Below are 25,182 nucleotides of genomic sequence, written 5' to 3'. Positions count from 1 at the left end.
TTCAGGTCTGAGAAGGAAAGAGGCCTTGCATGGCCATGCAAAAGCTCAGTGCCAGATAGGGCGGCATATTGAGGTGTGGCTGGCTGCCGCCCACATTGGCCAACAGGGCGGGCATGGTCGTATTGCCGCTTTGCGCATAGTGGCCGCGCGCCGCTGCAGGCAGGTTGCCGTTGCCCGATGTCGCCTGGCCCGTGGTGCCGGAAGCGGCCATGGCGTGGCTGTGCTGCGGTATCTCTGGCAGGGTCAGGGTATGGGCTTGCTCGCCTGCTCTCTCTCCCAGCGTATGGCCGGCTCCCATGTGCATGGGCATGCGGCCGCGCAGGTCGGGCAGTGCAAAGGTGGTCTGCCCGTTGCCACCGTAGGTGGTGCCCAGCAGCGAGAACAGTGCCTGGTTCTGGTTGATGGGCAGCAATTGCCCATTGCAAAGGGCCCAGCCTTTGGGGGCGAAGTTGAAGGAGAAGACGCGAACCTCTCCGAGAAAAGGGGTAGACATCAGGTGGGTAAGGGATAGATGCCGAACAGCGAGATGATGAAGTTCACGCAAAGATAGGGCGGCATATTGGTATGCGGCTGTGACCCTCCTGCCGAACTCACCATCGATGTAGCCATGTACGTGGCGGGGGCGCCGTTCACAAAGGCCTTGTGATCCCTGTGCTTGGCAAACACTGCGTCGGCGGGCGAGGCCAGAAAGCCGGTGCCGGAGGAAGCGGGAACGCCGTGCGTGTGGGCTGGAATCTGATTGACGGTCAGCGTGACCTCTTCGACTCCAGCGGCCTGGGCCAGCGTGAATTCGTTGCCTGCGTGCAGGGGGATGCGGCCACGCATGTCTGGCAGGGCGAACGTGCTTTGGCCATCACCGCCGTATGTCGTGCCGATCAGATTGAAAAGGGTTTCGTATTCCGAGATGGGGATTTGCTGCCCTTCGCAGAACATCCAGCCTGATGGCGCGAAGTTGCCGGCAAACATCCGGATTTCCCCAACGTAGGGTTGAGCCATGGCAAAGTGGGGTGAAGTTAGCAAACGTTAATAATTGCAAAATAGTTTAGTATGCCAATCTGTTGCGCAGCAAAAATATTTTGCTGCCGTTGCTTTGGCAGGAAGGGCCACGATGAAGACAGGACGCCGTGCTTTCATGCAGGTTGCAGGGGCCTTGCCCGCTGCAGCGGCTGCTTCCAGCATTCCGATGGGCGTCAGCGCTGTGGCCATGGAGTTGCGCCGCAGCCACTTTCAGCCGCTGCTTGGCCACAATTTCTCGGTCGCCGGGGAAGCGGCTGAGTTACGTTTGGTTGCGCTGAGCGCGCTGCCGCACGCTCTGCAGAGTGACCGGTCTTTCAGCGCCCTGTTTGAGTTGTCCCGCCCAGGTGCCTTGCCACAGAACACCTGGGAAATCGCTCACCCGGCTCTGGGACGCCACGCTGTCTTCCTGAGTCCCAGCGACGCGCAAGGCGGTCTGCTGGAAGCCGTGTTCAACCGCGGCTGAGCGCCGCGGTCCTGCGCATGCGCAGGTAGATGCCTTCCTGGTCCTGCTCGACAAAGCCCAGGCGCGTATACAGGCGCCGGGCTGGATTGTTGGCTTCCACGAACAGCTGCATGTCGCGCCCTTCTTGATCTGCCCAGCCGGCCAGCCATTGCATGAGGGCCGTGCCCAGTCCCTGGCCTTGAACAGCGGCGTCGAGCGAGATGTCCATCACTCCCAATGGCCCGGGTGCGAGATTGAGGTAGAGCCGGCCTATAGGCAGACCTGCCCTCTCGATCACGAAAAACGCGCTGTGTGCGTAGTGCTTGCGGTAGTGCTGGTCCTGCAAAGCGAACTGCGAATCGCAGAAGGCATGCTTTTCAGCTTCGCTCCAGGGCACGGGCGCCAGTTCGGCAGCGCGTACCTGGCGGTACAGGGCGCGGAGAAAAGCGTAGTCGGCTTCTTCGGCCAGGCGCAGCCGCACATCCTCCAGATTCAGCGGTGGCAGCTCGGGCACGAACGGCTCAGACGGCATGGGAAAAGCAGGCCTCGTAATCGACATGGCCTGCCGACTGCGCAATGGGCGTGATGAAGATGGCGTAGTCACCGAGCTGCGCATGGCGCACGCGGTAAGTGCGCTGCGGCAGCTGCGGCTGGCGCGGACCGCGAAACACCAGGGAGAACTGCAGCATGCCGGGTGTATCGGTCGATGTCTGCGTTGCGCCGAGCACTTGCATATCGATGCCGATGGTGTGCTCGCCTTCGCGCATGAAGAAGCTCACGGTCTGCTGGGCCAGGGCCTGTGCGTCGCTCCAGGTCAGGGCTCTTGCATACAGCGCGTCGTCCAGCTCGAAGTCGGAAGGGGGCAAAGAGGTGGCGGACATGGGCGGCAGTCGATTCATTGGGGCTGGGCAGGCAGAGCGGCAGCATAGCCCATGCGCAGGCGGCTGCAGCCCTCTGGTGCCCCTCTAATGCGCCCCCAACAACCCAATCCCTCAGCGCCCCCAGCGCAGCACCAGCGGATCGAGCCGCCGCGCAATGTCCAGCAACTGGCGGCGCACCTCGGGGTGCATGGGCGGCCAGGGCGCGCGCGGCGCGTCGCAGGCGATCACGCCGCCGGCCTTCATCAGCGCCTTGGCGGCCAGGAAGCCGGCCTGGCGGTTTTCGTGGTTGATCAGGGGCAGCCAGCGCTGGTAGAGGGTGAATGCGGTGTCGGGGTCGCCGTTTCTGTGCGCTTCGATGATGGGGCGTATGCCGTCGGCAAAGCCGCCGCCCGTCATGGAGCCCGTGGCGCCGGCCTGCAGGTCGGCCAGCAGGGTGATGGCTTCCTCGCCATCCCAGGGGCCTTCGATGGCGTCGCCACCCAGCGCGATGAGCTCGCGCAGCTTGCCGGCGGCGCCTGCGGTTTCCATCTTGAAGTAGCAGACCTGCTCGATCTCGCGGGCCATGCGCGCGAGGAAGGCGGGGGACAGCGGCGTGCCTGCGGCCGGCGCGTCCTGGACCATGATGGGAATGGCGATGGCATCGGACACGGCCTGGAAGAAGCCCTGGATCTGGGGCTCGCCGAAGCGGAAGGTGGCGCCGTGGTAGGGCGGCATGACCATCACCATGGCCGCGCCCATGTCCTGCGCGCGGCGGCTTCGCTCGGCGCACACGCGCGATGAGGTGTGCGTGGTGGTGACGATCACGGGGACGCGGCCCGCCACATGCTCCAGCGCCGTGCGCGTGAGGATCTCGCGCTCGTCATCGGCCAGCAGGAACTGCTCGGAGAAGTTGGCCAGGATGCACAGGCCGTCCACGCCCGAGTCGATCATGAAGTCCAGGCAGCGCTTCTGGCTGGCCAGGTCCAGCGTGCCGTCCTCGTGAAAGGTGGTGGGTACCACGGGGAAGACGCCGCTGTAGCGCGGCCGAGAAATTCCGGGCATGGCGTGCTCCCTCATTCGACGATGCGGAACTGGTCCAGGTACTCGGTCTTGAGCGTGAGGCCCAGGCCCGGCACATCGTCCCTGAGCTGCAGGAAGCCGTTCTCGGCCACGGGCTCGCCGTCGAAGATGTACCAGAACAGCTCGTTGCCCACCTCCACGTCGAAGATGGGGAAGTACTCGGCCATGGGCGAGGCCAGCGTGCTCATGGTCAGGTGGTAGTTGTGCATCTGGCCCGCATGCGGGATGACGGGCACGCTGAACGCCTCGCACAGCGCATTGATCTTGTGCGCGGCCGTGATGCCGCCCACGCGGTTGGTGTCGTACTGCACGACGCTGACGGCCTTTTTGTCGAGCAGCTGCTTGAAGCCGTAGAGGCTGAACTCGTGCTCGCCGCCCGAGATCGGAATGCTGGTGAGCCGGTTGAGTTCGGCGTAGCCGTCGATGTCGTCGGCGATCACGGGCTCCTCCAGCCAGCGCGGCTCGAACTTCTCCAGTTTGGGCAGCATGCGCCTGGCGTATTCCAGGTTCCAGCCCATGTAGCACTCCAGCATCAGGTCGCAGTCGTAGCCTATGACTTCGCGCACGGCCTCGACCGAGCGCAGGTTCTCGCGCACGCCTTCCTGCAGATGGGCCGGGCCGTAGCCGAAGCGCATCTTGAAGGCCTTGAAGCCCTGGTCCAGGAATTTCTGCGCCTCTTCCTGCATGGCCTTGAGGTCGGTGCGGTAGAGCTTGCTGTAGTAGCAGGGAATCCTTTCCTTGGTGCGCCCGCCCAGCAGCTTGAACACAGGCTTGTTCACGCTCTTGCCCAGAATGTCCCAGATGGCCAGGTCCACGGCCGAGATGGCGGCCATGGTCACGCCCTTGCGGCCCCAGGCGTGCGTGGCGCGGTACATGCGCTGCCACAGGTACTCGTAGTCCCACGGGTCCTGGCCGATGACCAGGGGCGCCAGGTACTCGTCGATGATGGCCTTGGCGATGCGCGGCGCCAGCGCCACGTTGCCCAGGCCGACGATGCCGTCGTCGGTCTCGATCTCCACCACCGTCCAGGAATGGAAGCGGAAGGTGGACATGGTCTCCTGCGGCGCATAGAGCAGGTCCATGGCGTTGGAGCAGAAGTTGCCCTGGGGCGGCACGGTCTTGCCTTGCCATTCGTAGACGCGGGCGCGGACGGATTTGATTTTCATGATGGTGATGGCGAGGGAGTGAAGTCAGTCAGCACAGGCGCGCGGCGCCCATGCGGCAGGCGATCAGGAAGGCCTGCCACGTGGCCTCCACGCTGGCCCGGCCCTGGCCCGCGATGTCATAGGCCGTGCCGTGGGCCGGCGTGGTGATGGGGATCGGCAGGCCGCCCTGCACGGTCACGCCGCGCGAGAAGCCCAGCAGCTTGATGGCGATCTGGCCCTGGTCGTGGTACATGGTCACGATGGCCTGGTACTCGCCCGCCTGGGCCTTCAGGAAGATGGTGTCGGCCGGGAAGGGGCCGTGGAACGGATCGGGCGTGGGCCAGTCGCGGGCCTGCAGCGCACGCACGGCCGGCGCGATGATGTCGATCTCCTCGCGCCCGCAGGTGCCGCCGTCGCCGTTGTGCGGGTTGAAGCCCGCAATCGCCACCTTGGGGGCCGCCATGCCGCTGGCCAGCAGCGCGCGGTAGATCAGCTCGGCCGCCTGCGCGATGCGCTCCTGGCTCAGATAGCCGGCCACGTCCCTGAGCGGCACATGCGACGAAATGCGCGAGGTCCACAGATCGCCCAGCGTATTGAATTCGCAGAAATAGCCGGTCACGCCCAGGTGCTCGGCAAAGTGGTGCAGCTCGTCCTCATGGCGCAGGCCGCCCAGCTTCATGGCCTGCTTGTTGAGCGGCGCAAAGCAGATGGCGTCGATCTGGCCGGCCTGGGTCGCGTCCATGCACCGGTCCAGCACCTGCAGCACCGAGCGCCCGCCTGCGGCTTCGGCACGGCCCTGGTGCACGGCTTCGGCGGCCACCGTGTCCAGGGCCAGGAAGGCGGGCAGGGCGGTATCGGTGCGGCCCCGTGCATGGGCCATGCTGGCGATGGGTGTGGTGGCCACCTGCAGGCCCGCGATGCGCTGGCCCTGCTGCCACAGCCAGGGGTCGCCGGCCAGCACGATGTTGGCCTTTTGCATGGCCTCGGGCCGCGCCAGCAGGCGTGCGATCAGTTCGGCGCCTATGCCGGCGGGATCGCCCAGGGTCAGGGCGACGACGGGAAGTTCGGATGCGGGCATGTGCGGCTCAGTCGATCTTGATGTGGTTCTTGCGGATGATTTCGCCGAAGCGCTGGTACTCGGCGTTGTGCAAGGCGATGAACTCCGCCTGGCCCATGGGCTGCAGCTCGGCGCCCACGGCCTCCAGGCGCGTGCGCGTCTCGGGCATGGCCAGCACCTTGTTGACCTCGTCGTGCACCCGGGCCTGCACGGCGCGGGGTGTGGCCGCTGGCATGTAGATGCCGTACCAGGCGCCTATCTCCACGCCGGGCAGGCCGGCCTCGGCCAGCGTGGGCACCTGGGACAGCTGGGCGTTGCGCCGGGCCGATGTCACGCCCAGGGCGCGCAGCTTGCCGGCCTTGATCTGGCCGATCACCGAAGGCATGGTGTCGAAGCTCATCTGCACCTGGCCGCTGACCAGGTCCACCAGGGCGGCGGCGCTGCCCTTGTAGGGCACGTGGGTCAGTTCAATGCCGGCCGCGTCCTTGAACATCTCGGCCGCGATGTGCTGGGTGCTGCCCGTGCCGCTGCTGGCGAAGTTGATCCTGCCGGGCTCCTTGCGGGCCAGGGCGACCAGTTCCTGCACCGAGTTGGCGGGCAGGTTGTTGCCCACCACCAGCACATTGGGCACTGCGCCCACATAGGCCACGGGCACCAGGTCGCGGTTGCTGTCGTAGCCCAGCTTGAGCAGGTGCGGGGCAATGGCATGGGCCGTGACCACGCCCATCACCATGGTGTGCCCGTCCGTGGACTTGGCCGTCATGTCCACGGCCAGGGTGTTGGAGACGCCGGGGCGGTTTTCCACGATCACCGGCTGGCGCAGCAGCGGCGCCAGCCGGTCGGCCACGGCGCGTGCCATGGCGTCGGTGCCGCCGCCCGGGGCCGAGCCCACAAGCATGCGCACAGGCCGCGTGGGCCAGTCCGGCGGGGTTTGTGCCAGGGCGATGGCGGGCAGCAGGGCAGCTGCGGCCAGCAGCAGGGGGCGGCGTTGCATGTCTTGTCTCCGGTGCTTTTGTTGTGAACCCATGCTAGGCAGATGATTGATTGCCGTAAACTGAAAGTTGCTGATGAATCAATAACCTTGGGTAATCAATTCACGGGATATTGCTATGGGCTCCATCGACCGCAGGGACAGCACGCCGCAACTGCTCAACCGCCTGCGCATGCGGCAGGTGGCGCTGATGCTGGCCATCGACCAGAAGGGCACGCTGCGCGGCGCCGCAGCCGAGCTGGGACTGAGCCAGCCGGCCGCCACCAAGATGCTGCATGAGCTGGAAAGCGCGCTGGGCCTGACCCTGTTCGACCGCGTTGGGCGCGGCCTGCAGCTGAACGCGGCGGGCGAGCGCGTGACGGGCTACTTCCGCCACCTGCGCGGCGGCATGGAGGCGCTGAACCGCGAGCTGCAGGAACTGCGCGAGGGCAGCGCGGGGCGGCTGGCCGTGGGCAGCATCATGGCGGCCTCGCCGGGGCGGCTGACACAGGCGCTGCTGGCGCTCAAGCGCCAGTGGCCGCTGCTGTCCATCGAGGTGGCCGTGGACACCAGCGACCGGCTGCTGGCCCAGTTGCAGGACGGCGTGCTGGAGGTGGTGGTGGGCCGGCAGACCGGGCAGGCCGATCCCGCCCATCTGTTCCGCACCATAGATGACGAGGCCCTGTCCATCATCGTGGGCTGCAACCATCCGCTGGCGCGTGCCCGCAGCGTGGGCTTTGCGCAGCTGCAGGCCCATGGCTGGGTGCTGCAGCCGCCCGGAAGTCCCATGCGCGCACTGATCGACCAGGAATTCCAGGCCCACGGCCTGCCGCTGCCGCGCGGCCTGATCGAGACGGGCTCCATCCTCACCACCATGAACCTGGTGCGCAACTCCGATCTGGTGGCCGTGATACCGCAGGCCGTGGCCCGCGACCATGCCGCGCACGGCATGGTCCGCATCCTGCCCTATCGCATGCGCCGCAACCTGCAGGCCTACGGCAGCCTGGTGCGCCGCGACCGGCCGCTGAGCCAGGCGGCCGCCAGCTTTCTGGCGCTGCTGCACGGGCAGGAGCCGCCGCCGGCATCCGCGCCCTAGCCGATGTACCGCGCCAGATGCGGGCTGACCCGCTTGCAGTAGCTCTTGCAGACGCGGCGCAGCACCTGGGCAGTGTCGGTGACGCCGGGCGACGGGCTCTTGGGGTACCAGGTGGTGATGCGAAAGGAAGGCGGCGTGGGCAACTCCAGCTCCACCAGCTCCCCGCTTTCGAGCTGCGGCGCCACCAGCATGCCGTGCATGATGGCGACGCCCAGCCCTTCTCGCACCAGCGAGACCAGGGCCGCCAGCGAGGGCGATCCCGAGATGCGCAGGTCGCTGGAGACCATGCCGCTTTGCACGGCCAGCTGCTGTGCCATGGCCACGGCCTGCTCGTAGGGGCCGGTGCCGCGCATCTGGGTCAGCAATTGCTTGCCCAGCGCCTTGTGCAGTCCATCCTTCCTGGGCACCAGGCCCCGCCTGGCAATCCAGTGCACGGGCACTTCCAGCAGGTTCTCGACCACGGCGAATTGGGGGTCCACGCCGCTGCCGGTGCGCACGATCAGGTCCAGGTCGCGCCGCATCATCTGCTCCGACAGGTGGGTGCTCAGATCGACGGTCAGGTCCAGCTCGATATGCGGCAGGCTGGCGCCCATCGCCTTGACGAATTCGGGCAGGAAGGTGTGTACCGCCGTCTCCAGCACGCCGACCCGCAGGCGGCAGCCGATGGCGTCGTCGGACCTGGCGGCACGCTCCAGGGTGCGTGTGGCTTCGATGACGGCTTCCGCATGCCGCAGCAAGCGGGCGCCGGCATCGGTGATCTGCAGCGTCTTGCGGTCCCAGTGGAACAGGGTCACGCCCAGGTCCGACTCCAGCCCGCGGATGCGCATGGAGACGGCGCCGGGGCTGGCATGCACCAGTTCGGCCACGCGGCGCACGCTGCCGATGCGTGCCAGCAGCACAAAGGTTTCCAGAAAGCGGATGTTCATGGGGAGGCTGCGCGGGCTGCAGTGGCTGTTCAGTTTTCCTGGGGGAGGCTGCGCACAATTCCTGAATGGACCGGTGGCCTGCTGCTTTTTACATTGGGGGGCATCTCCATTCAATAGAGGCTCCCCCATGACGCATTGGACCCATCCGACCGAATTCCGCCAGGAGGTGCGCGCCGGACGCTTTCGCGGGCAGACGGCCGGGCAGTGCCCCGGCTACACCCAGGGCAACCTGGCGATACTGCCGCGCGAGTGCAGCGAGGAGTTCCTGCGCTTTGCACGGCTGAATCCCAAGTCCTGCCCGCTGATCGGCGTGACCGAGCCCGGCAGCAGCCGCGTGCCCGAGCTCGGCGATATCGATCTGAAGACCGACCTGCCCTCGTACTGGGTGTTTCGCGATGGTCACAGGGCCGAGCAGGTGAATGACCTCACGGACCTGTGGCGCGATGACCTGGTGGGCTTCGTCATCGGCTGCTCCTATTCCTTCGAGGACGCGCTGCGCGATGCGGGCGTGCCCATGCGCCATATCGACGAGGGCCGGGGCGCGCCCATGTTCATCACCGACATTGCCAACGGCCAGGCGGGCCGGTTCGGAGGCCGGATGGTGGTCAGCATGCGGCCCATGACGGCCGCCCAGGCCATCCGCGCGATCCAGGTGACTTCGCGCTTTCCCAGCGTCCATGGGGCGCCCGTGCACCTGGGCGACCCCGCGCAGATCGGCATTGCCGATATCGAGCGGCCGGACTTCGGCGAGCCCATGGCGCTCAACCCCGGGGAGATCCCCGTGTTCTGGGCCTGCGGCGTGACGCCCCAGCAGGCCATCCGCTCGGCGGCCCTGCCATTCGCCATCACGCACGAGCCGGGCCACATGCTGGTGACGGAGTTGCGCAACAGCCATCTGGCCGCGTTCTGACGGCCTGCCTGCCTGGCATGGGGCCCGCTTCGGCGGGCCTTTTTTTTTGCGTTGACGGCCGGCAAGGGGCCGCTCCTGTTCAGTTTTCGTGAACAGAGGGGGCGAAAACTTCTCGATGGACGCGGTCCAGGTGCACTTTTAGATTGGACGCCAGTGGTGGGCACCGGCGGAGGGCCGTGCTCCAGGCCACGGTTTTCCTGACTTCAACTTCGAGACAAACGGGTTCCGACACCATGCAAGAACGCTCCACTCCCCATGACAGGCGCTGGCAATTCTGGATAGACCGCGGCGGCACTTTCACCGACATCGTGGGCAAGCGGCCCGATGGCAGCCTGGCCACGCACAAGCTGCTGTCGGAAAACCCCGAGCAGTACCGTGATGCGGCCGTGGCCGGCATCCGCCACCTGCTGGGCCTCAAGCCCGGCGAGCCGGTCACGCCGGACCTTGTGGAGTGCGTGAAGATGGGCACCACGGTGGCCACCAATGCGCTGCTGGAGCGCAAGGGCGAGCCCACGCTGCTGGTGACCACGCGGGGCTTTCGTGATGCGCTGCGCATTGCCTACCAGAACCGCCCGCGCCTGTTCGACCGGCATATCCAGCTGCCCGAGCTGCTGTACAGCGAGGTGGTGGAGGCGCTTGAGCGCGTGGATGCCCATGGGCAAGTGCAGCAGGAACTGGACGTGCTGCACCTGCACACCGCGCTGCTGCAGGCCCATGCCCGGGGCCTGCGCAGCGTGGCCATCGTCTTCATGCATGGCTACCGCTACATGCGGCACGAGCAGATTGCGGCGCGCATTGCGCGGCAGGCGGGATTCACGCAGGTCAGCACCTCGCACGAGACCAGCCCGCTGATGAAGTTCGTGAGCCGGGGCGACACCACGGTGGTCGATGCCTACCTCTCGCCCATCTTGCGCCGCTATGTACAGCAGGTCGCTGGCGAGATGCCGGGCGTGCGGCTGTTTTTCATGCAGTCCTCCGGCGGGCTGGCCGATGCGGGCAGCTTCCAGGGCAAGGATGCCATCCTGAGCGGGCCGGCCGGCGGCATCGTGGGCATGGCCCGCACGGCGGGGCTGGCCGGGCACGACAAGGTCATCGGCTTCGACATGGGAGGCACCTCCACCGATGTCAGCCACTACGCTGGCGCCTTCGAGCGCGAGTTCGAGACCCAGGTGGCCGGTGTGCGCATGCGCGCGCCGATGATGAGCATCCACACGGTGGCCGCCGGTGGCGGCTCGGTACTGGCCTATGACGGCTCGCGCTTTCGCGTGGGACCGGAGAGCGCGGGTGCCAACCCCGGCCCCGTGAGCTACCGCCGTGGCGGGCCCCTGGCCGTGACCGATGCGAACGTGATGGTGGGCAAGGTCCAGCCCCGCCACTTCCCCAGCGTGTTCGGCCCGGCCGCCAACGAGCGGCTCGATGGCGAGGCCGTGCGGGCGCGCTTCGATGAACTGGCGGTGCAGACGGGGCGCAGGCCCGAGCAAGTGGCCGAAGGCTTCATCCGCATCGCCGTGCAGCAGATGGCCAACGCCATCAAGAAGATCAGCGTGGCGCGCGGCTATGACGTGACGCGCTACACGCTGCAGTGCTTTGGCGGTGCGGGCGGCCAGCATGCCTGCCTGGTGGCCGATGCCCTGGGCATGACCCGTGTGTTCGTGCATCCGCTGGCCGGCGTGCTCAGCGCCTACGGCATGGGCCTGGCGGACCAGACCGTCATCCGTGAACAGGCGATGGAGGTGGCGCTGTCTGCGGCGGCCTTGCCGCTGATCGCGGAGTCGCTGGATTCGCTGGGCGACGCGGCAAAGGCCGAGCTTGAGCGCCAGCAGGTCGGCGCCAGCCCCGTGCAGGTACGCTACAACGTGCATGTGCGCTATGAGGGCACGGATTCCGCCCTGGCCGTGCCCTTCGGCGGGCTGGACGACATTCAGGCTGCCTTCGAGTCGGCCTATCGCCAGCGGTTCGCCTTCCTGATGGCGGGCAAGGGCCTGGTGGTGGAAGCCGTTTCCGTCGAAGCCGTGATTGCGGGCGATGCGCCCAGCGAGCCGGTGCTGCAGGAGCATCCGCCGCGCGCGCATCCGCGCCGCGAAACCGTGCGCATGTACTCCGACGGTGCCTGGCATGACGCGGCCCTGGTGGTGCGCGAGGACCTGCGGCCCGGCGACGCCATCCCCGGCCCGGCCATCATCGCCGAGCGCAATGCCACCACGGTGGTCGAGCCCGGCTGGCTGGCGCGGCTCACGGCGCTGGACCATCTGGTGCTGGACCGCGTGGTCGCGCGCAAGGCCGAGTACGCGGCCGGCACCTCGGTGGACCCGGTGCTGCTGGAGGTCTTCAACAACCTGTTCATGAACATCGCCGAGCAGATGGGCCTGCAGCTGCAGAACACGGCCTACTCGGTGAACATCAAGGAACGGCTGGACTTCAGCTGCGCGCTGTTCGACGCCGAGGGCCATCTCATCGCCAATGCGCCGCACATGCCCGTGCACCTGGGCTCCATGGGCGAGAGCATCCAGACGGTGATCCGCAAGAACGCCGGGCGCATGGCCCAGGGCGATGTCTATGTGCTCAACGACCCCTACCAGGGCGGAACCCACCTGCCCGACATCACGGTCATCACGCCCGTGTACGTGGCCGACGAGGCCTCCCCCACCTTCTACGTGGGCAGCCGGGGCCACCATGCCGACGTGGGCGGCATCACGCCCGGCTCCATGCCGCCGTTTTCCACGCGCATCGAGGAAGAGGGCGTGCAGATCGACAACTTCAAGCTGGTCGATCGCGGCGTGCTGCGCGGCCAGGAGATGGTCGAGCTGCTGCAAGGCGGCGAGTACCCGAGCCGCAACCCGCACCAGAATCTGGCCGACCTGAAGGCCCAGATCGCGGCCAATGAAAAAGGCGTGCAGGAGCTGCGCAAGATGGTGGCCCAGTTCGGCCTGCCCGTGGTGCAGGCCTACATGGGCCATGTGCAGGACAACGCCGAGGAGTCGGTGCGCCGCGTCATCACGCGGCTCAGGAACGGGCAGTTCACGCTGCCGCTGGACAACGGCGCGCAGATCCGCGTGGCCGTCACCGTGGATACGGTGGGCCGCAGCGCGGTCATCGACTTCTCGGGCACCAGTGTCCAGCAGACCAACAACTTCAATGCGCCGCGCGCCGTGTGCATGGCGGCCGTGCTGTACGTGTTCCGCACGCTGGTGGACGACGACATCCCGCTCAACGCGGGCTGCCTCAAGCCCTTGAAGGTCATCATTCCCCAAGGCTGCATGCTCAACCCCAATGCACCGGCCTCGGTGGTGGCGGGCAATGTGGAGACCTCCACCTGCATCACCAATGCGCTGTTCGGCGCGCTGGGCGTGATGGCGGGCAGCCAGCCCACCATGAACAACTTCACCTTCGGCAATGCGCGCCACCAGTACTACGAAACCATTGCCGGCGGCAGCGGCGCGGGCGCGGTGCTGGACGCCGAGGGCCGGGTGGAGCGCGGGTTCAACGGCACCAGCGTCGTCCAGACGCACATGACCAATTCGCGCCTGACAGATCCGGAGGTGCTGGAGTTCCGCTTCCCCGTCATGCTGGACAGCTATGCCATCCGCGAAGGCTCGGGCGGCAGCGGGCGCTGGCATGGGGGCAGCGGCGGTGTGCGGCGCGTGCGTTTCCTGGAAGCCATGACGGCCAGCATTCTGTCCAACGGACGCCTGAACCCGGCCTTCGGCATGGCGGGCGGCCAGCCGGGGCAGCCGGGCATCAACCGTGTGCTGCGCGCCGATGGCCAGGTCGAGGCGCTGGAGCACATCGGCGCCGTGCAGATGCAGCCCGGCGATGTGTTCGAGGTCTGCACGCCGGGGGGCGGCGGCTACGGAACGGCGGCCTGACACGCCGCCTGCAGGGGTCTGTCCGGGTGGTAGATGAGGGCCGCCCGGCCAGGCCTGGTTCATCACCGATGCAATGCCATTGAAGGCAAGACGCTTCTGCATACCGAAGCGCAAGGAGACTGAAAAATGACAAGCCTTGAAAATGCCAAGCCCCTGGCTGGCGAACAGTCGCAGGGCAGCTGGCTGGGCCAGCTCGAACCCCGGGAAAAACGCGCACTGACGGCCTCGTTCGGCGGCTACGCGGTCGATTCCTTCGACTACTACACGCTGCCCCTGGTCACGCCCATCCTGCTGTCGCTGTGGGGCATGAGCAAGACCGAGGTCGGCCTGATCGGCACCTCGACCCTGGTGGCCTCGGCCATCGGCGGCTGGATGGCCGGCATCCTGGCAGACCGCTACGGGCGTGTGCGCGTGCTGCAGTGGACCATCCTCGTGTTCGCGCTTTTCACCTTCGCCTGCGGCCTGGCGCAGACGCCGGACCAGTTGCTGCTGGCCCGCACGCTGCAGGGGCTGGGCTTTGGCGGCGAATGGGCCGTGGGCTCGGTGCTGATCGCCGAGACCATACGGCCGGCTTTCCGTGGCAAGGCGGTGGGGCTGGTGCAAAGCAGCTGGGCCATAGGCTGGGGGGCGGCCGTGCTGGTGTCCATGGCGCTGTTCTCGTTTCTGCCGCCCGAGATCTCATGGCGGGCCATGTTCCTGCTGGGCCTGCTGCCGGCCTTGCTGATCCTGTTCATCCGCCGTTCCGTCAAGGACCCCGAGGTCTACCTGAAGACCCGCGCCGCCGTGGGCCGGGGCGAGCGCAGCGGGCACTTCCTGGACATCTTCAAGGGCGGCATGCTCAAGACCACGGTGCTGGCCAGCCTGATGTTCACGGGCATGCAGGGCGGCTACTACGCCATTGCCGTGTGGCTGCCCACCTTCCTGAAGAACGAGCGCCACCTGACGGTGCTGGGCTCGGGCGGCTACCAGTTCATGTTCATCTTTGGAGCCTTTGCCGGCTACCTGTGCGGTGCCTACGCTTCCGACCGGCTGGGCCGGCGCCTGGCCTTCACGCTGTTCGCCATCGGCGCCGGCAGCTTGGCCTATGCCTATACGCTGCTGCCCATCACCGATGCCTGGATGCTGGTGCTGGGCTTTCCGCTGGGCTTTTTCATGTCGGGCATCTTCAGCGGCGCCGGAGCCTTCCTGGCCGAGCTGTTCCCCAACGAACTGCGCGGCTCCGGCCAGGGCTTTTGCTACAACTTCGGCCGCGGCATCGGGGCCACCTTCCCCGCGCTGGTGGGCGTGTTCAGCGACCGGCTGGGCCTGTCGCTGGGCACGGCCATCGGCATCTGCGCCACGGCCGGCTACGTGATGGTGGTGATGTTCGCCATGTGCCTGCCGGAGACGCGGGGCCGGGATCTGGCCGCGCAGTGAAGCGCAGGCCAGACCGGCCACGGCACGCTCAGTAGCTGCCCATGTAGTCGCGCTTGCCGACCTCGACGCCGTTGTGGCGCAGCAGGGCATAGGCGGTGGTCACATGGAAGAAGAACTGCGGCAGGCCGTAGTGCAGCAGGTAGGCGCTGGCGCTCAGCTTCTTTTCCTTGGGCGTGCCGGGGCGCAGCACGATCTCGCGGGACTCGCTTTGCGCGAACTGCTCGGGCGCGAACGAGCCCACATGGTCCAGCGCCTTGGTGATCAGCGCCTGCAGGTCGGCAAAGCTGGTCTGCGTGTCGGGCCACGAAGGCACCTCGGCGCCGGCCAGGCGCGAGGCGATGCCCTTGGCGAAGTCCGCAGCAATCTGCACCTGGCGCACCAGCGGGAACATGTCGGGGAACAGGCGGGCCTGCAGCAGGGCGTCGGGATCGATGTTCTTCTGCGCGGCGTGTTCCTCGGCCTTTTTGAGCACGTCGGACAGGGCCTTCAGCATCTGCTGCAGGACGGGAATGGAGGCGGTGTACAGGGGGCTGGTCATTGCGGGCTCGCTAAGAATTGTGAAGGGCTGGCAATCGCATGCATCTGCATCCATCGCCAGCCGGCACAGGCTAACAGCAACTGCTTTCACTTGCCGCCTGCGCTAGCATGCGCGCCATGCAAATCCCTGAAGCCGCTCCCTCGTTCGCAGGCCTTGGCCAGGCCGGATTCGGCGCCGCCATCTTCGACATGGACGGCCTGCTCATAGACTCCGAGCCCTTCTGGAAGCGTGCCGAACGCGAGTCCTTTGCCGAGGTCGGCATCGACATCACGGCCGAGATGTCCCGCGTGACGGCGCCCATGACCACGGCGCAGGTGGCCGCGCACTGGTATGCCCACCGGCCCTGGCAGGGGCCCAGCCAGCGCGAGCTGGAGAGCCGCGTGGTCGCGCGCGTGGCGGCCCTGGTCAGCGCGCATGGACAGGCCCTGCCCGGCGTGCGCGAAACACTGAGCGCCTGCCGCGCCCTGGGCTGGCGCGTGGCGCTGGCCTCGAACTCTCCTTTGTCTTTGTGCCACCACACCCTGGACGCGCTGGGCCTGCGGCCGGCGTTCGACGCCATCGTCTCGGCCGAGCAGGTGGTGCGCGGCAAGCCCGCACCCGACATCTACCACTTCGCGGCGCAACGCCTGGGCGTGCCGGCCGGGCGCTGCCTGGTGTTCGAGGACTCCGTCACGGGGACACATGCGGCGCGGCAGGCCGGCATGACCGTCATCGCCGTGCCGTCCGAGGACCAGTGCTTCGACGGGGCGCAGCCTGCGCCGCACTGGGTGGTGCCCACGCTGGTGGCGCTGCATGGGGCAGCGGGCTGGTAAGGCATCCGCAGCACTCGCATCGCATGGTGCGTGCCGGCCGCAAAGGTGTTGATGAGAACCATTCTCAGTACAATCGCCGCCCGTGCCGTTCTTCTTCGTCCTGTCCGTTTCCCATGCTGGAGTGCCTGCCCGCGTCCAGACCGCCGTGCCGGGAGCCTGCCCGTGAGCGCGCGCGTGCCTGGTGCGGACGATGATGCCGCTCCCTCGCTGCTGGCCCGCGTGTATGCGCGCTGGCACCAGCCTCTGCGCCGCCTGCTGGGCCGGCAGATGCGCAACCGCGAGGATGCCGAGGATGCGGTGCAGGAGGTCTTCGTGCGCTATGCGGCCTCGGGCAAGGCCCTGCCGCCCGAGGAGCAGGAACCCTATCTGCGCGTGATCGCCCGCCATGTCTCGCACGATGCCTGGCGCCGCTCGGCGGGCGCGCCGGGGCGAGAATCGGTCTCGCTGGATGAACACATGGAACTGGCGCAGCAACTGCCGGCCGGCGAGGGGTCGGACCCCCTTCAGGCGGCGCACCACCGCGAGCGCCTGGGCCGGCTGGAGCAGGCCATGGCCGAGCTGCCCGAGCGCCGCCGCGAGGCCTTCGTGCTGCACAGCATCGACGGGCTCACGCAGACCGAGGTGGCGCAGCGCATGGGCATTTCGCGCCGCATGGTGCACAACCATGTGACGCTGGCCATGGCCTATTGCGAACTGCGCGTGCAGTACGGCAGCGCCGAAGACATGCGCCTGATGCAGGGCCTGCTGGCGCAGGCCGCGACGGACGGGGAGGGCCGGGAATGACGCTGACCCCCGAACGCCTGCAGTTGCATACCCGCGCCGCCGACTACTTCGCCCGCCGCCGCGAAGCCGACTGGACCGGCGCCGACGAGCGCGAACTCGACGCCTGGCTGGCCGCCGACCCGCAGCACCGCAGCATCTTCGAGAGCCTGGGGCGCACGGTGCTGGACCTGCAGCAGTTGCGCAGGCCGGCGCTGGCCTGCGACGCGGCTGCTGCGCCGCAAGCCAGGGCGAGCGGGCCGCGTGCGCAGACACAGGCCCACTTGCCCGCGCCGGCACGTCAGCGCCCACGCCGCGGCCTGATGCCTGCGTTGCTGTCGGTGGCTCTGGTCACGACGCTGGCCGTGGGCGGGGGCTGGTATGCCTGGGACAACCACGCAAGCCATGTGATCGAGATGGCCACCGGCCCCGGCGAGGTGCGCGAGGCCGAACTGCCCGATGGCACGCGGGTCACGCTGAATTTTTCCTCCAGGCTGCAGGTGCGCTACTACCCGCGCCGCCGCGAGACGGTGCTGGACCAGGGTGAGGCCTTCTTCCAGGTCGCCGCCGACCGCTCGCGGCCCTTCACCGTGGACAGCGGCGCCAGCCAGGTCCGGGTGGTGGGCACGGCCTTCAATGTGCGCGCCGGGCCGCCCGCGCTGGTGGTGAAGGTGCTGGAGGGCAAGGTGGAACTGCGTCCCGACCGCCATGCTGCGGACGGCAGGCGCCTGCTGCTGGGCGCGGGTACCGGCATGTCCGTCGATGCCCGCGACGGCACGCAGCATCCGCTGGCGGCCGGCGCGGACACAGTGGGCGACTGGCGCAGCGGCCAGATGGTGTTCCAGCAGGCAACGCTGGCCGAGGTCGCCGCCGATCTGTCGCGCTACCTGGGCCAGCCCGTACGGGTGGATGGCGATGCGCGGCTGGCCGCGCTGTCCGTGTCCGGCGTGGCGCTGACCGGCAAGCCCGAGGTGTTTCTGCGCTCGCTGCCGCACTTGTTGCCGGTGCGTGTGCAGGCCGAAGCGCAGGGCGGCTGGCGAATCTCGGCGCATTGAGTGGCTTGTCTATTTGTAAATTAATGTAAACAACTCGCTTTCTCGGTTCGGCCACATTCCCACTTTGGCGCGGTAGCGGGTTTTACCTTCATGGAGGCCGGGTTTTCTCGCGCCTCCATGGTTGCCAGCCAGGCCGCTGCCCAGTGCACAGCTCAGCCAACAACCGCGACGGCCGCGCACGCGCGTGGCGGGTGGACGCTTAACTGTCTGCCCGCCACCCACCGCGCACACCGCGACAGCGGGCAATGGACACAGTGCAGCAGGAGCAGGGATGCAAGCAGGAAAAGAACACGGCAGCGCCGCCATGGGCGCGGGCATTTGGGGAGGAGAGTTTCAGCACAGGGGCAGGCCATGGCGGCGGGCAAGGATGCCGTCGCTGGTGGCCGCAGCCCTGGTTGCGCTGGCGCAGCCGGCGGTGCAGGCGCAGCAGCCATCGTCCGTGCAGGCGGGGCAGGCGGGCCAGGCAGGGGAGCTGGCCTTCAGCATCGCGTCCCAGCCGCTGGCTGGCGCGCTGCGCCAGTTCACGCAGCAGGCCCAGCACCAGGTGCTGTTCGATCCGCAGATCGTTGCAGGCCGCACTTCACCGGCCTTGCAGGGCCGCTTCACGCCGCGCCAGGCGCTGGACCGGCTGCTGGCCGGCACGGGCGTGACCGTGATCGACGCCGTACCGGGCGCCTACACGCTGAAGGCACCGCTCAGGGAGCCGTCGCCGGCAGCCGATGCTGCGCTGGGCACGGTGCTGGTCACGGCCCAGGCACACGCTGGCGATACCACGGAGGGTTCGGGCTCCTATGCGGCCTCGCGCGTGTCGCTGGGCAAGGGGCAGAGCGTGCGCGAGACGCCGCAGTCCATCTCCGTGGTCACGCGCCAGCGCATCGAGGACCAGGGCCTGGTCTCCGTGGGCGACGTGATGCAGCAGACCACGGGCGTGACGGTGGACTACGCGGGCTCGGGTGGCCTGGGCGGCACGGCCAACAGCTTCTACGCGCGGGGCTTCCAGATCAGCAATGTCCAGATCGACGGAGCGGCGGTGGATGCCTTCAGCCAGGGCACCTTCGACCCCAACATGGCCATGTACGACAGCGTGCAGGTGATCCGCGGCGCGGACGGCCTGTACAGCGGCAATGGCGAGCCCGGCGGCTCCATCAACCTGGTGAGAAAGCGCCCCACGGCACAGCCGCAGGTGCTGGCCTCGGCCTCGGTGGGCAGCTGGAACCAGCGCCGTGCAGAACTTGATGTGGCGGGCCCCCTGGCTACCGATGGCCGGGTGCGCGGCCGCGCCGTGCTGGCGCACAGCGACCGCGAGTTCTTCTATGACTACGCCGATGCGCGCAACACCTTGCTCTACGGCATCGTGGAAGCCGATCTTACGCCGGCGACCAAGCTGACCCTGGGCGGCAGCTACGACAAGTCGGCCAGCCTGCCTTGGCGCGGTGGACTGCCGCGCGCGGCCAATGGCGACGATCTGCACCTGCCGCGCCATACGGCACTCATGGCGGGCTGGGGCCATTACGACAGGACCAACAAGGAGCTGTTCGCCCAGCTGGAACAGAAGCTGGAGGGCGACTGGCGCGTCCGCGCCCATGCCAACTATGTCAAGGTGGACAGCGACAGCCGGTTGGCCGACGTCACCGGCGCGGTCGATCCGACGACGGGCCTGGGAGCCACGCTCAACGGCTTCTCCAACGACTTCTATTCCACCAAGAAGGCGCTGGATGCCAACGTCAGCGGAACGTTCTCCCTGCTGGGGCGCAGGCACCGGCTGCTTTTGGGCGCGGACTGGGCCAAGATCCGTGACACGCAGGACACCTTTCTGTCCGAGGTGGACATGCCGGGGGGCATCAACGTGTTCGGCTTCGACCCGGGCGCCATTCCCCTGCCCAGCTTCGTCTGGAAGACGCGCAGCTTCGCGGGCTATGGCGCCACGCAGAAAGGGCTGTACGGCCGGCTCAACCTGAGCCTGACGGACCGCCTGACCGCCATCGTCGGCGCGCGCCGCGCCAGCTACGACACGCAGACGCCCTGGCTGCGCTTCGACCGGACCGGCAATCTCACCAGCCGCATCGTGTCGTCCTATGGCGAGAGCGGCATCTTCACGCCCTACGGTGGCCTGGTCTACGACATCGACGACCGCTGGACTGCCTACGGCAGCGTCGCCGAGATCCACAAGTCCCAGGCCGACAAGCTGGGTGGGCCCTTGCCAGGCACGCCGCTGGACCCCATCAAGGGCCGCAATTTCGAGCTGGGAACCAAGGGCGAGTTCAACGAAGGCCGGCTGATGGCCTCCATGGCGCTGTATCGCATAGAGCGCAATGGCGAGGCCGTGGCCGATCCCTCCTACCCCAACACCGACATCGGCGACGCGGGACTGAACTGCTGCTGGCTGAGCAAGGGCAAGGTGGTCAGCCAGGGCGTGGAAGGCGAGATCTCGGGCGAGCTGGCGCGCGGCTGGCAGCTGTTTGCCGGCTACACCTTCAACCGCAACCACAACAAGACGCCGGGCATCGAAGGCATCTACCACTCCGTCACGCCCAAGCATCTGTTCAAGCTGTGGAGCACCTACCGCCTGCCGGGCGAGCTGTCGCAATGGACGATTGGCGGCGGCGCCAATATCCAGAGCGCGCATTTCGTGAGCGGCTCGGCCAATGCCTTCAATCCTGACACGGGCAAGTTCGATGGCGCGGCCGTGCCCTTCAAGTTCAGCCAGGGCGGCTATGCCGTGTGGAATGCCAGCGTGCAGTACCGCATCAACCGCAACTGGCAGGCCGTGCTCAACCTGAACAACCTGTTCGACAAGGTCTACTACCGCACGGTGGGCACCAGCGGCGGCAACAACTGGTATGGCGAGCCACGCAATGTGATGCTGACGCTGCGCGGTAGCTTTTGAAGACCCCCTGATGCGCTGCGCGCCTTCCCCCTGAAGGGGGACGACACCCTCGGTGCGAGGCGGCTCTTCCTCGGTGTCTCTGGTTCTGGAGCGCGCCGGTTTGCGAAGGGGAGGGCATCAAGGCCTAATCCTTATAGAATGAGAATCTTTCTCATTCATGTTGCGCACGCCTGCACGTGCTGCCGCACCAGGAGCCTGTCTTGCCCGCCGCCCCCGCTGCTTTGCACCAAGAGGTCGATACGCTGTACCGCGTCCACCATGGCTGGCTCCAGGGCTGGCTGCGGCGGCGATTGGGCAATTCCACGGAGGCGGCCGATCTGGCGCAGGACACTTTCATGCGCCTGCTCACGCGCAGCGAGCCCATTGCCGCACGCGAGCCGCGTGCCTTTCTGACCACGGTGGCGCAGGGCGTGGTGGCCAATTTCATGCGGCGCAGGCAAATCGAAGAGGCGTACCTGGCCACGCTGGCGCATTTGCCCGAGCCGCAGGTGCCGGGCCCCGAGACGCGCGCCATCCTGCTGGAGACGCTGGTCGAGCTGGACCGCCGCCTGGACACGCTGGCACCCCCCGTGCGCCGTGCCTTCCTGCTGTCGCAGCTCGACGGCATGAAGCAGGCCGACATCGCGGCCGAGCTGCAGCTGTCGCTGGCCACGGTGCAGCGCCATATCGCCAAGGCCGCGCACTGCTGCTTCTTCGGCGGCTGAGCGCCAGCCCATGACCGAATTCCGCCACGCATCCACCGGCCTGCCCGTTTTTGAAGGCCCACCCGTTTCAGAAGCCGTGAGCCTGCAGGCCGTGCAATGGCTGGTGGCCCTGCAGGCCTGCGATGCCGGCGAGGACACGCAGGCCTCGTGGCGGCGCTGGCGTGCCGATCATCCCGACCATGAGCGCGCCTGGCGGCACATCGAGGCCTGCGGCCTGCACCTGCGCGATCTGCCCGCACCGCTGGCGCATGGGGCGCTGCAGCCGCGCCGCAGCCATGCGCGCGGCCGGCGCCAGGCCATGAAGCTGCTGGCCCTGGCCGCGTTCACGGGCAGCAGCGCCTGGTGGATACAAGGCGGCGATTGGCGCGAATGGTCGGCCGACCACCGCACGGCCACCGGCGAGCGCCAGGCACTGACCCTGGCCGATGGCACGCGCATCCACCTGAACACGGCCAGCGCCATCGACGTGCGCTTTGACGCCAGCCAGCGCCTGCTGCGGCTGCTGGGCGGCGAGGTGCTGGTCACCACGGCCAGCGACCCGCATGCCCGCCCCTTTCTGGTTGAAACCGCGCAAGGGCGGCTGCGTGCGCTGGGCACGCGCTTTGCGGTGCGCCAGCGCGATGGCGCCAGCCATGTGGCCGTCTATGAGGGCGCGGTGGAGGTGCGGCCGGCCAACGCCCCGCAGGCCGTGCGCATTCTGGCCGCGGGCGAGCAGGCCGGCTTTGACCGCCTTGCCGTGGACGTGCCCCAGCCCGCCGACGAACTGGCCGCCGCCTGGAGCACAGGCCTGCTGGCCGCGCGGGACATGCCGCTGACCGACTTCATTGCCGAGCTGGCGCGCCACCGCAGGGGCCGCCTGGCCTGCGATCCCGCGCTCGCCTCGCTGCGCGTCTCGGGCATGTATCCGCTGGACGATACCGACCGTGTGCTCGACATGCTGGTGCGCACCCAGCCCATCGAGCTCACCGGCTTTGGCCGCTACTGGCTGACCGTGCGCGCCCGGCAGAACCGGACATGAGCCAAGACAGGCTGGATGGTTGTTGTTGCGAATTGTTGCAATTTGATCGATGCCTGGACCCGTTGGCATGAGGTGTTTTCTTTTCTCGCGTGGCAAGTCCTGAAGAAGCCACTTTTCAGGGAAGAGATATTTCATGGTCCAACGACTTGCTCACACTGCGGCACCGGCCTTCCGGCGCCATTCGCTGGCACTGGCTGCCAGCACCACGCTGGCGCTGTGCGCCGTCAGCGCAGCCCTTGCGCCGCAAACCGCGCAGGCCCAGGCCCAGTCAACCTCCGAAGTGCGCAGCTACGCCATACCGGCAGGCCCGCTGGAGGGCGCGCTGGCCCGCTTCGCCCAGGAAAGCCGCGTCATGCTGTCGTACACGGCGGCCGACATCGCGGGCAGGCGCAGCGCGGGCCTGAGTGGAAACCATGCAGCGCCTGCGGCCCTGGATGCGCTGCTGGCCGGCTCGGGGCTGGCCGCCCATGCGCAGCCCAATGGCGGCTATGCGCTGCGCCCCTTGCCCGAGGTGCGCACATCGCGCGGCCAGGCTGCCGCTGGGGCAGAGGCGGGCCTGCCGGCCGTCATGGTGACCGATACGCGCATCCGTGACGGCGTCACCGAAGGCTCGGACTCCTACACCAGCGGCACGGTCACGCTGGGCAAGACCGCGCAGGCGCTCAAGGACATTCCGCAATCGGTCAGCGTGCTCACGCGCCAGCGCATGGATGACCAGGGCATGACCAACCTGCCCGACGCCATCCACAACGCCACCGGCATGGTGGCCGTGCAGGGCGTGGGCGCGGGCCTGGCCATCAATTCGCGCGGCTTCGCCGTGGACTCGCTGCAGTACGACGGCCTGCCGTTCACGCGCAATACCTACAGCCTGGGCAACTGGGAGCAGGAGTCGCTGGTGTTCTATGACCGCGTGGAAATCCTGCGCGGCGCGGCCGGCCTGCTGCAGGGTGCGGGCAGCCCCGGCGGCGCGATCAACCTGGTGCGCAAGCGCCCGGGCCGCGAGCGCTCCGTGGTCTTCACGGGCAAGCTCGGCTCCCATGACCACTACGGCCTGCAGATGGATGCCAGCACGCCGCTCAATGCCGAAGGCACGCTGCGCGGCCGCGTGGTGCTGGACGGGGACTACAGCCACGGGTTCACCGAATACACGCGCGACCGCGTGCGCAACATCTACGCGGCGCTGGACTACGACATCAGCGCCAGCACCACGGTGGGCCTGGCCGTGGGGCAGCGCCACAGCCGCTCGCGCCCCATGATCGTGGGCCTGCCGCGCTTTGCCGACGGCAGCGACATCGGCCTGCCGCGCTCCACCTACACAGGCGCCATGTGGAACCGCGCAGGCAATGACCAGAACATGCTGTTCGCCGACCTGGAACACCGCTTCAATGCGGACTGGCGCTTCAAGATGGTGGGCATGGCCATGAACGAGAAGAACACCAACGTGCACCAGCGTGCCGTGGGCCCCATCAAGCCCGATGGCAGTGGCATGAGCTACGGCGATTTCGGCGTGGACTTCAACAACCAGCAGCGTGGCCTGGACATGTCGCTGTCGGGCCGCTTCAAGGCGCTGGGCATGGAGCAGGAAGTGCTGCTGGGCGCCAACTACGCTGGCTACACCACCAGCGACCGCTTCGTGCGCGCCTGGACCGCGGGCGGCAACATCTTCGATATAGACCACAACCGCCCCTGGCAGGACATGGAAAGCATCGCCGCGCGTGGCGCGGATGTGCGCAGCAATTACGACATCACGCAAAAGGGCCTGTACGGCACCTGGCGTGTCAGGCCCACGCAGGCGCTCACGCTGATCGCCGGGGGGCGCCTGGGCTGGTATGACTTCGCCTACCGCGCGCAATCGGGCGATTCTTCCACCAGCAAGACCACGGGGCGTTTCATCCCCTACGCGGGTGCCGTCTATGCGCTCAACGACAACTGGTCGCTGTACAGCAGCTACTCCACCGTCTTCGAGCCGCAGACCGCGCGCACGGTGCAGGGCGACCTCATCAAGCCGGTGCAGGGCCGCAACTACGAGGCCGGCATCAAGGGCGAGATGGCCGACGGCCGCCTGAACATGGCGCTGGCCGTGTTCCGCTACGAGCACAAAAACCGCGCCGTCAACGACTACGACAGCGGCTTTGCATGTGATGACTGGTACTGCTCGCGCTCCTCGGGCAAGGTGCGCAGCCAGGGCCTGGAGGCCGAGATCTCCGGCAAGGTCGCAACAGGCCTGGAACTGGCAGCCGGCTACACCTACAACACCACGCGCTACCTGTCCGACCCCGACTACCAGGGCCAGATCTTCAACACCTGGACGCCCCGGCACATGCTGCGCCTGTGGGGCAGCTACCGCCTGCCGGGCGAGCTGGGCCGCTGGACGGTGGGCACGGGCGTGAATGCGCAGACCGACACCCTCAGCTCCGACCGAGCCTTTCGCCTGGCAGGCTTTGCGCTGTGGAATGCACGCGTGGCCTACCAGGTCTCGCCCGAGCTGAGCGTGGCGCTCAACGTCAGCAACCTGCTGGACAAGCGCTACTACGTGCCTTCTTACAACACGGTGTCGGGCAACAACTACTACGGTGCGCCCAGGTCGCTGTTGCTGACGCTGCGCTACGCGCCGCGGATCTAGC

At 67.6% G+C, this 25,182-nt stretch carries 22 protein-coding genes; 12 read left to right on the top strand and 10 right to left on the bottom strand.

What is annotated here, in order from left to right:
• Position 1: 1 nt before the first annotated feature.
• A complete protein-coding gene (locus tag BO996_RS23300) occupies positions 2-493 on the bottom strand; it encodes a phage tail protein (RefSeq protein WP_071956530.1) in 492 nt (163 codons plus the stop codon).
• On the bottom strand, positions 493-966 hold the full coding sequence (locus BO996_RS23295) for a phage tail protein (RefSeq protein ID WP_071956529.1): 474 nt from the start codon (positions 964-966) through the stop codon (positions 493-495). Before BO996_RS23295 ends, BO996_RS23300 begins: the two co-directional genes overlap by 1 nt.
• Positions 967-1,108: 142 nt before the next feature.
• On the opposite strand from BO996_RS23295, the gene BO996_RS23290 reads away from it, so the two are divergent.
• Positions 1,109-1,480 (top strand): DUF6916 family protein, encoded by a 372-nt coding sequence (locus BO996_RS23290; protein WP_071956528.1) that lies wholly within the window; start codon positions 1,109-1,111, stop codon positions 1,478-1,480.
• Here BO996_RS23290 and BO996_RS23285 read toward each other — a convergent pair.
• From BO996_RS23285 to BO996_RS23260, 6 genes are all read right to left on the bottom strand, one after another.
• Positions 1,467-1,991, bottom strand: coding sequence for a GNAT family N-acetyltransferase (locus tag BO996_RS23285; protein WP_013801408.1), 525 nt, complete (start codon positions 1,989-1,991; stop codon positions 1,467-1,469). The genes BO996_RS23290 and BO996_RS23285 overlap by 14 nt on opposite strands.
• The gene (locus BO996_RS23280) at positions 1,981-2,340 is read right to left on the bottom strand and encodes a DUF6916 family protein (RefSeq protein ID WP_071956527.1); all 360 of its coding nucleotides are present in this window, start codon (positions 2,338-2,340) and stop codon (positions 1,981-1,983) included. The genes BO996_RS23285 and BO996_RS23280 overlap by 11 nt, the downstream gene beginning before the upstream one ends.
• Positions 2,341-2,451: 111 nt before the next feature.
• The gene (locus BO996_RS23275; RefSeq protein ID WP_071956526.1) at positions 2,452-3,381 is read right to left on the bottom strand and encodes a dihydrodipicolinate synthase family protein; all 930 of its coding nucleotides are present in this window, start codon (positions 3,379-3,381) and stop codon (positions 2,452-2,454) included.
• A gap of 11 nt (positions 3,382-3,392) precedes the next feature.
• Positions 3,393-4,565, bottom strand: coding sequence for an L-rhamnonate dehydratase (locus tag BO996_RS23270; RefSeq protein WP_065345999.1), 1,173 nt, complete (start codon positions 4,563-4,565; stop codon positions 3,393-3,395).
• A gap of 28 nt (positions 4,566-4,593) precedes the next feature.
• Complete coding sequence (locus BO996_RS23265) at positions 4,594-5,622, bottom strand: 4-hydroxythreonine-4-phosphate dehydrogenase PdxA (RefSeq protein WP_071956525.1); 1,029 nt, start codon at positions 5,620-5,622, stop codon at positions 4,594-4,596.
• Between the two features lie 7 nt (positions 5,623-5,629).
• Positions 5,630-6,595: a Bug family tripartite tricarboxylate transporter substrate binding protein gene (locus BO996_RS23260; RefSeq protein WP_071956524.1), complete on the bottom strand. Its 966-nt coding sequence runs from the start codon at positions 6,593-6,595 to the stop codon at positions 5,630-5,632.
• Positions 6,596-6,710: 115 nt separating this feature from the next.
• On the opposite strand from BO996_RS23260, the gene BO996_RS23255 reads away from it, so the two are divergent.
• Complete coding sequence (locus tag BO996_RS23255; RefSeq protein ID WP_071956523.1) at positions 6,711-7,667, top strand: LysR family transcriptional regulator; 957 nt, start codon at positions 6,711-6,713, stop codon at positions 7,665-7,667.
• Here the strand turns inward: BO996_RS23255 and BO996_RS23250 are convergent.
• Positions 7,664-8,593 (bottom strand): LysR family transcriptional regulator, encoded by a 930-nt coding sequence (locus tag BO996_RS23250; protein ID WP_034396231.1) that lies wholly within the window; start codon positions 8,591-8,593, stop codon positions 7,664-7,666. The two genes, BO996_RS23255 and BO996_RS23250, sit on opposite strands and share 4 nt — an antisense overlap.
• Positions 8,594-8,720: 127 nt before the next feature.
• On the opposite strand from BO996_RS23250, the gene BO996_RS23245 reads away from it, so the two are divergent.
• From BO996_RS23245 to BO996_RS23235, 3 genes are all read left to right on the top strand, one after another.
• Positions 8,721-9,503 (top strand): putative hydro-lyase, encoded by a 783-nt coding sequence (locus BO996_RS23245; protein ID WP_071956522.1) that lies wholly within the window; start codon positions 8,721-8,723, stop codon positions 9,501-9,503.
• A 233-nt stretch (positions 9,504-9,736) separates the two neighbouring features.
• Positions 9,737-13,369, top strand: coding sequence for a hydantoinase B/oxoprolinase family protein (locus BO996_RS23240; protein WP_071956521.1), 3,633 nt, complete (start codon positions 9,737-9,739; stop codon positions 13,367-13,369).
• A 126-nt stretch (positions 13,370-13,495) separates the two neighbouring features.
• The gene (locus tag BO996_RS23235) at positions 13,496-14,785 is read left to right on the top strand and encodes an MFS transporter (RefSeq protein ID WP_071956520.1); all 1,290 of its coding nucleotides are present in this window, start codon (positions 13,496-13,498) and stop codon (positions 14,783-14,785) included.
• Positions 14,786-14,813: 28 nt separating this feature from the next.
• Here BO996_RS23235 and BO996_RS23230 read toward each other — a convergent pair whose 3' ends face one another.
• Positions 14,814-15,323, bottom strand: a complete 510-nt coding sequence (locus tag BO996_RS23230; RefSeq protein WP_012206773.1) for a DUF1993 domain-containing protein — start codon at positions 15,321-15,323, stop codon at positions 14,814-14,816.
• Between the two features lie 116 nt (positions 15,324-15,439).
• Between BO996_RS23230 and hxpB the strand changes: the two genes are divergently transcribed.
• From hxpB to BO996_RS23195, 7 genes are all read left to right on the top strand, one after another.
• Entirely contained in the window at positions 15,440-16,135 is a 696-nt protein-coding gene (hxpB, locus tag BO996_RS23225; RefSeq protein ID WP_232240408.1) for a hexitol phosphatase HxpB, read from the top strand.
• A 162-nt stretch (positions 16,136-16,297) separates the two neighbouring features.
• The gene (locus tag BO996_RS23220) at positions 16,298-16,918 is read left to right on the top strand and encodes an RNA polymerase sigma factor (RefSeq protein ID WP_013801422.1); all 621 of its coding nucleotides are present in this window, start codon (positions 16,298-16,300) and stop codon (positions 16,916-16,918) included.
• Positions 16,915-17,949, top strand: a complete 1,035-nt coding sequence (locus BO996_RS23215; protein WP_071956518.1) for a FecR family protein — start codon at positions 16,915-16,917, stop codon at positions 17,947-17,949. The genes BO996_RS23220 and BO996_RS23215 overlap by 4 nt, the downstream gene beginning before the upstream one ends.
• A 271-nt stretch (positions 17,950-18,220) precedes the next feature.
• Positions 18,221-20,836, top strand: coding sequence for a TonB-dependent siderophore receptor (locus BO996_RS23210; RefSeq protein ID WP_071956517.1), 2,616 nt, complete (start codon positions 18,221-18,223; stop codon positions 20,834-20,836).
• A 200-nt stretch (positions 20,837-21,036) separates the two neighbouring features.
• Positions 21,037-21,540, top strand: coding sequence for a sigma-70 family RNA polymerase sigma factor (locus tag BO996_RS23205; RefSeq protein ID WP_043819287.1), 504 nt, complete (start codon positions 21,037-21,039; stop codon positions 21,538-21,540).
• A 10-nt stretch (positions 21,541-21,550) separates the two neighbouring features.
• Positions 21,551-22,558, top strand: a complete 1,008-nt coding sequence (locus tag BO996_RS23200; protein WP_071956516.1) for a FecR domain-containing protein — start codon at positions 21,551-21,553, stop codon at positions 22,556-22,558.
• A gap of 133 nt (positions 22,559-22,691) precedes the next feature.
• Complete coding sequence (locus BO996_RS23195) at positions 22,692-25,181, top strand: TonB-dependent siderophore receptor (protein WP_071956515.1); 2,490 nt, start codon at positions 22,692-22,694, stop codon at positions 25,179-25,181.
• The last annotated feature ends 1 nt before the right edge of the window (position 25,182 follow it).

It is taken from the genome of Delftia sp. HK171 (assembly GCF_001886655.1).
Lineage (GTDB): Bacteria > Pseudomonadota > Gammaproteobacteria > Burkholderiales > Burkholderiaceae_C > Comamonas > Comamonas acidovorans.
The sequence above is the reverse complement of the archived record's forward strand: the minus strand, read 5'-3'. Positions and strand labels throughout refer to the sequence as shown.

Bases quoted from the DNA above. Each gene is read 5' to 3' on its own strand.
- BO996_RS23250 (WP_034396231.1), bottom strand. From the start codon at position 8,593: ATGAACATCCGCTTTCTGGAAACCTTTGTGCTGCTGGCACGCATCGGC.
- BO996_RS23215 (WP_071956518.1), top strand. From the start codon at position 16,915: ATGACGCTGACCCCCGAACGCCTGCAGTTGCATACCCGCGCCGCCGAC.
- BO996_RS23280 (WP_071956527.1), bottom strand. From the start codon at position 2,340: ATGTCCGCCACCTCTTTGCCCCCTTCCGACTTCGAGCTGGACGACGCG.
- BO996_RS23285 (WP_013801408.1), bottom strand. From the start codon at position 1,991: ATGCCGTCTGAGCCGTTCGTGCCCGAGCTGCCACCGCTGAATCTGGAG.
- BO996_RS23200 (WP_071956516.1), top strand. From the start codon at position 21,551: ATGACCGAATTCCGCCACGCATCCACCGGCCTGCCCGTTTTTGAAGGC.
- hxpB (WP_232240408.1), top strand. From the start codon at position 15,440: ATGCAAATCCCTGAAGCCGCTCCCTCGTTCGCAGGCCTTGGCCAGGCC.
- BO996_RS23235 (WP_071956520.1), top strand. From the start codon at position 13,496: ATGACAAGCCTTGAAAATGCCAAGCCCCTGGCTGGCGAACAGTCGCAG.
- BO996_RS23275 (WP_071956526.1), bottom strand. From the start codon at position 3,381: ATGCCCGGAATTTCTCGGCCGCGCTACAGCGGCGTCTTCCCCGTGGTA.
- BO996_RS23270 (WP_065345999.1), bottom strand. From the start codon at position 4,565: ATGAAAATCAAATCCGTCCGCGCCCGCGTCTACGAATGGCAAGGCAAG.
- BO996_RS23260 (WP_071956524.1), bottom strand. From the start codon at position 6,595: ATGCAACGCCGCCCCCTGCTGCTGGCCGCAGCTGCCCTGCTGCCCGCC.
- BO996_RS23245 (WP_071956522.1), top strand. From the start codon at position 8,721: ATGACGCATTGGACCCATCCGACCGAATTCCGCCAGGAGGTGCGCGCC.
- BO996_RS23230 (WP_012206773.1), bottom strand. From the start codon at position 15,323: ATGACCAGCCCCCTGTACACCGCCTCCATTCCCGTCCTGCAGCAGATG.
- BO996_RS23195 (WP_071956515.1), top strand. From the start codon at position 22,692: ATGGTCCAACGACTTGCTCACACTGCGGCACCGGCCTTCCGGCGCCAT.
- BO996_RS23240 (WP_071956521.1), top strand. From the start codon at position 9,737: ATGCAAGAACGCTCCACTCCCCATGACAGGCGCTGGCAATTCTGGATA.
- BO996_RS23295 (WP_071956529.1), bottom strand. From the start codon at position 966: ATGTTTGCCGGCAACTTCGCGCCATCAGGCTGGATGTTCTGCGAAGGG.
- BO996_RS23265 (WP_071956525.1), bottom strand. From the start codon at position 5,622: ATGCCCGCATCCGAACTTCCCGTCGTCGCCCTGACCCTGGGCGATCCC.
- BO996_RS23255 (WP_071956523.1), top strand. From the start codon at position 6,711: ATGGGCTCCATCGACCGCAGGGACAGCACGCCGCAACTGCTCAACCGC.
- BO996_RS23210 (WP_071956517.1), top strand. From the start codon at position 18,221: ATGCAAGCAGGAAAAGAACACGGCAGCGCCGCCATGGGCGCGGGCATT.
- BO996_RS23290 (WP_071956528.1), top strand. From the start codon at position 1,109: ATGAAGACAGGACGCCGTGCTTTCATGCAGGTTGCAGGGGCCTTGCCC.
- BO996_RS23300 (WP_071956530.1), bottom strand. From the start codon at position 493: ATGTCTACCCCTTTTCTCGGAGAGGTTCGCGTCTTCTCCTTCAACTTC.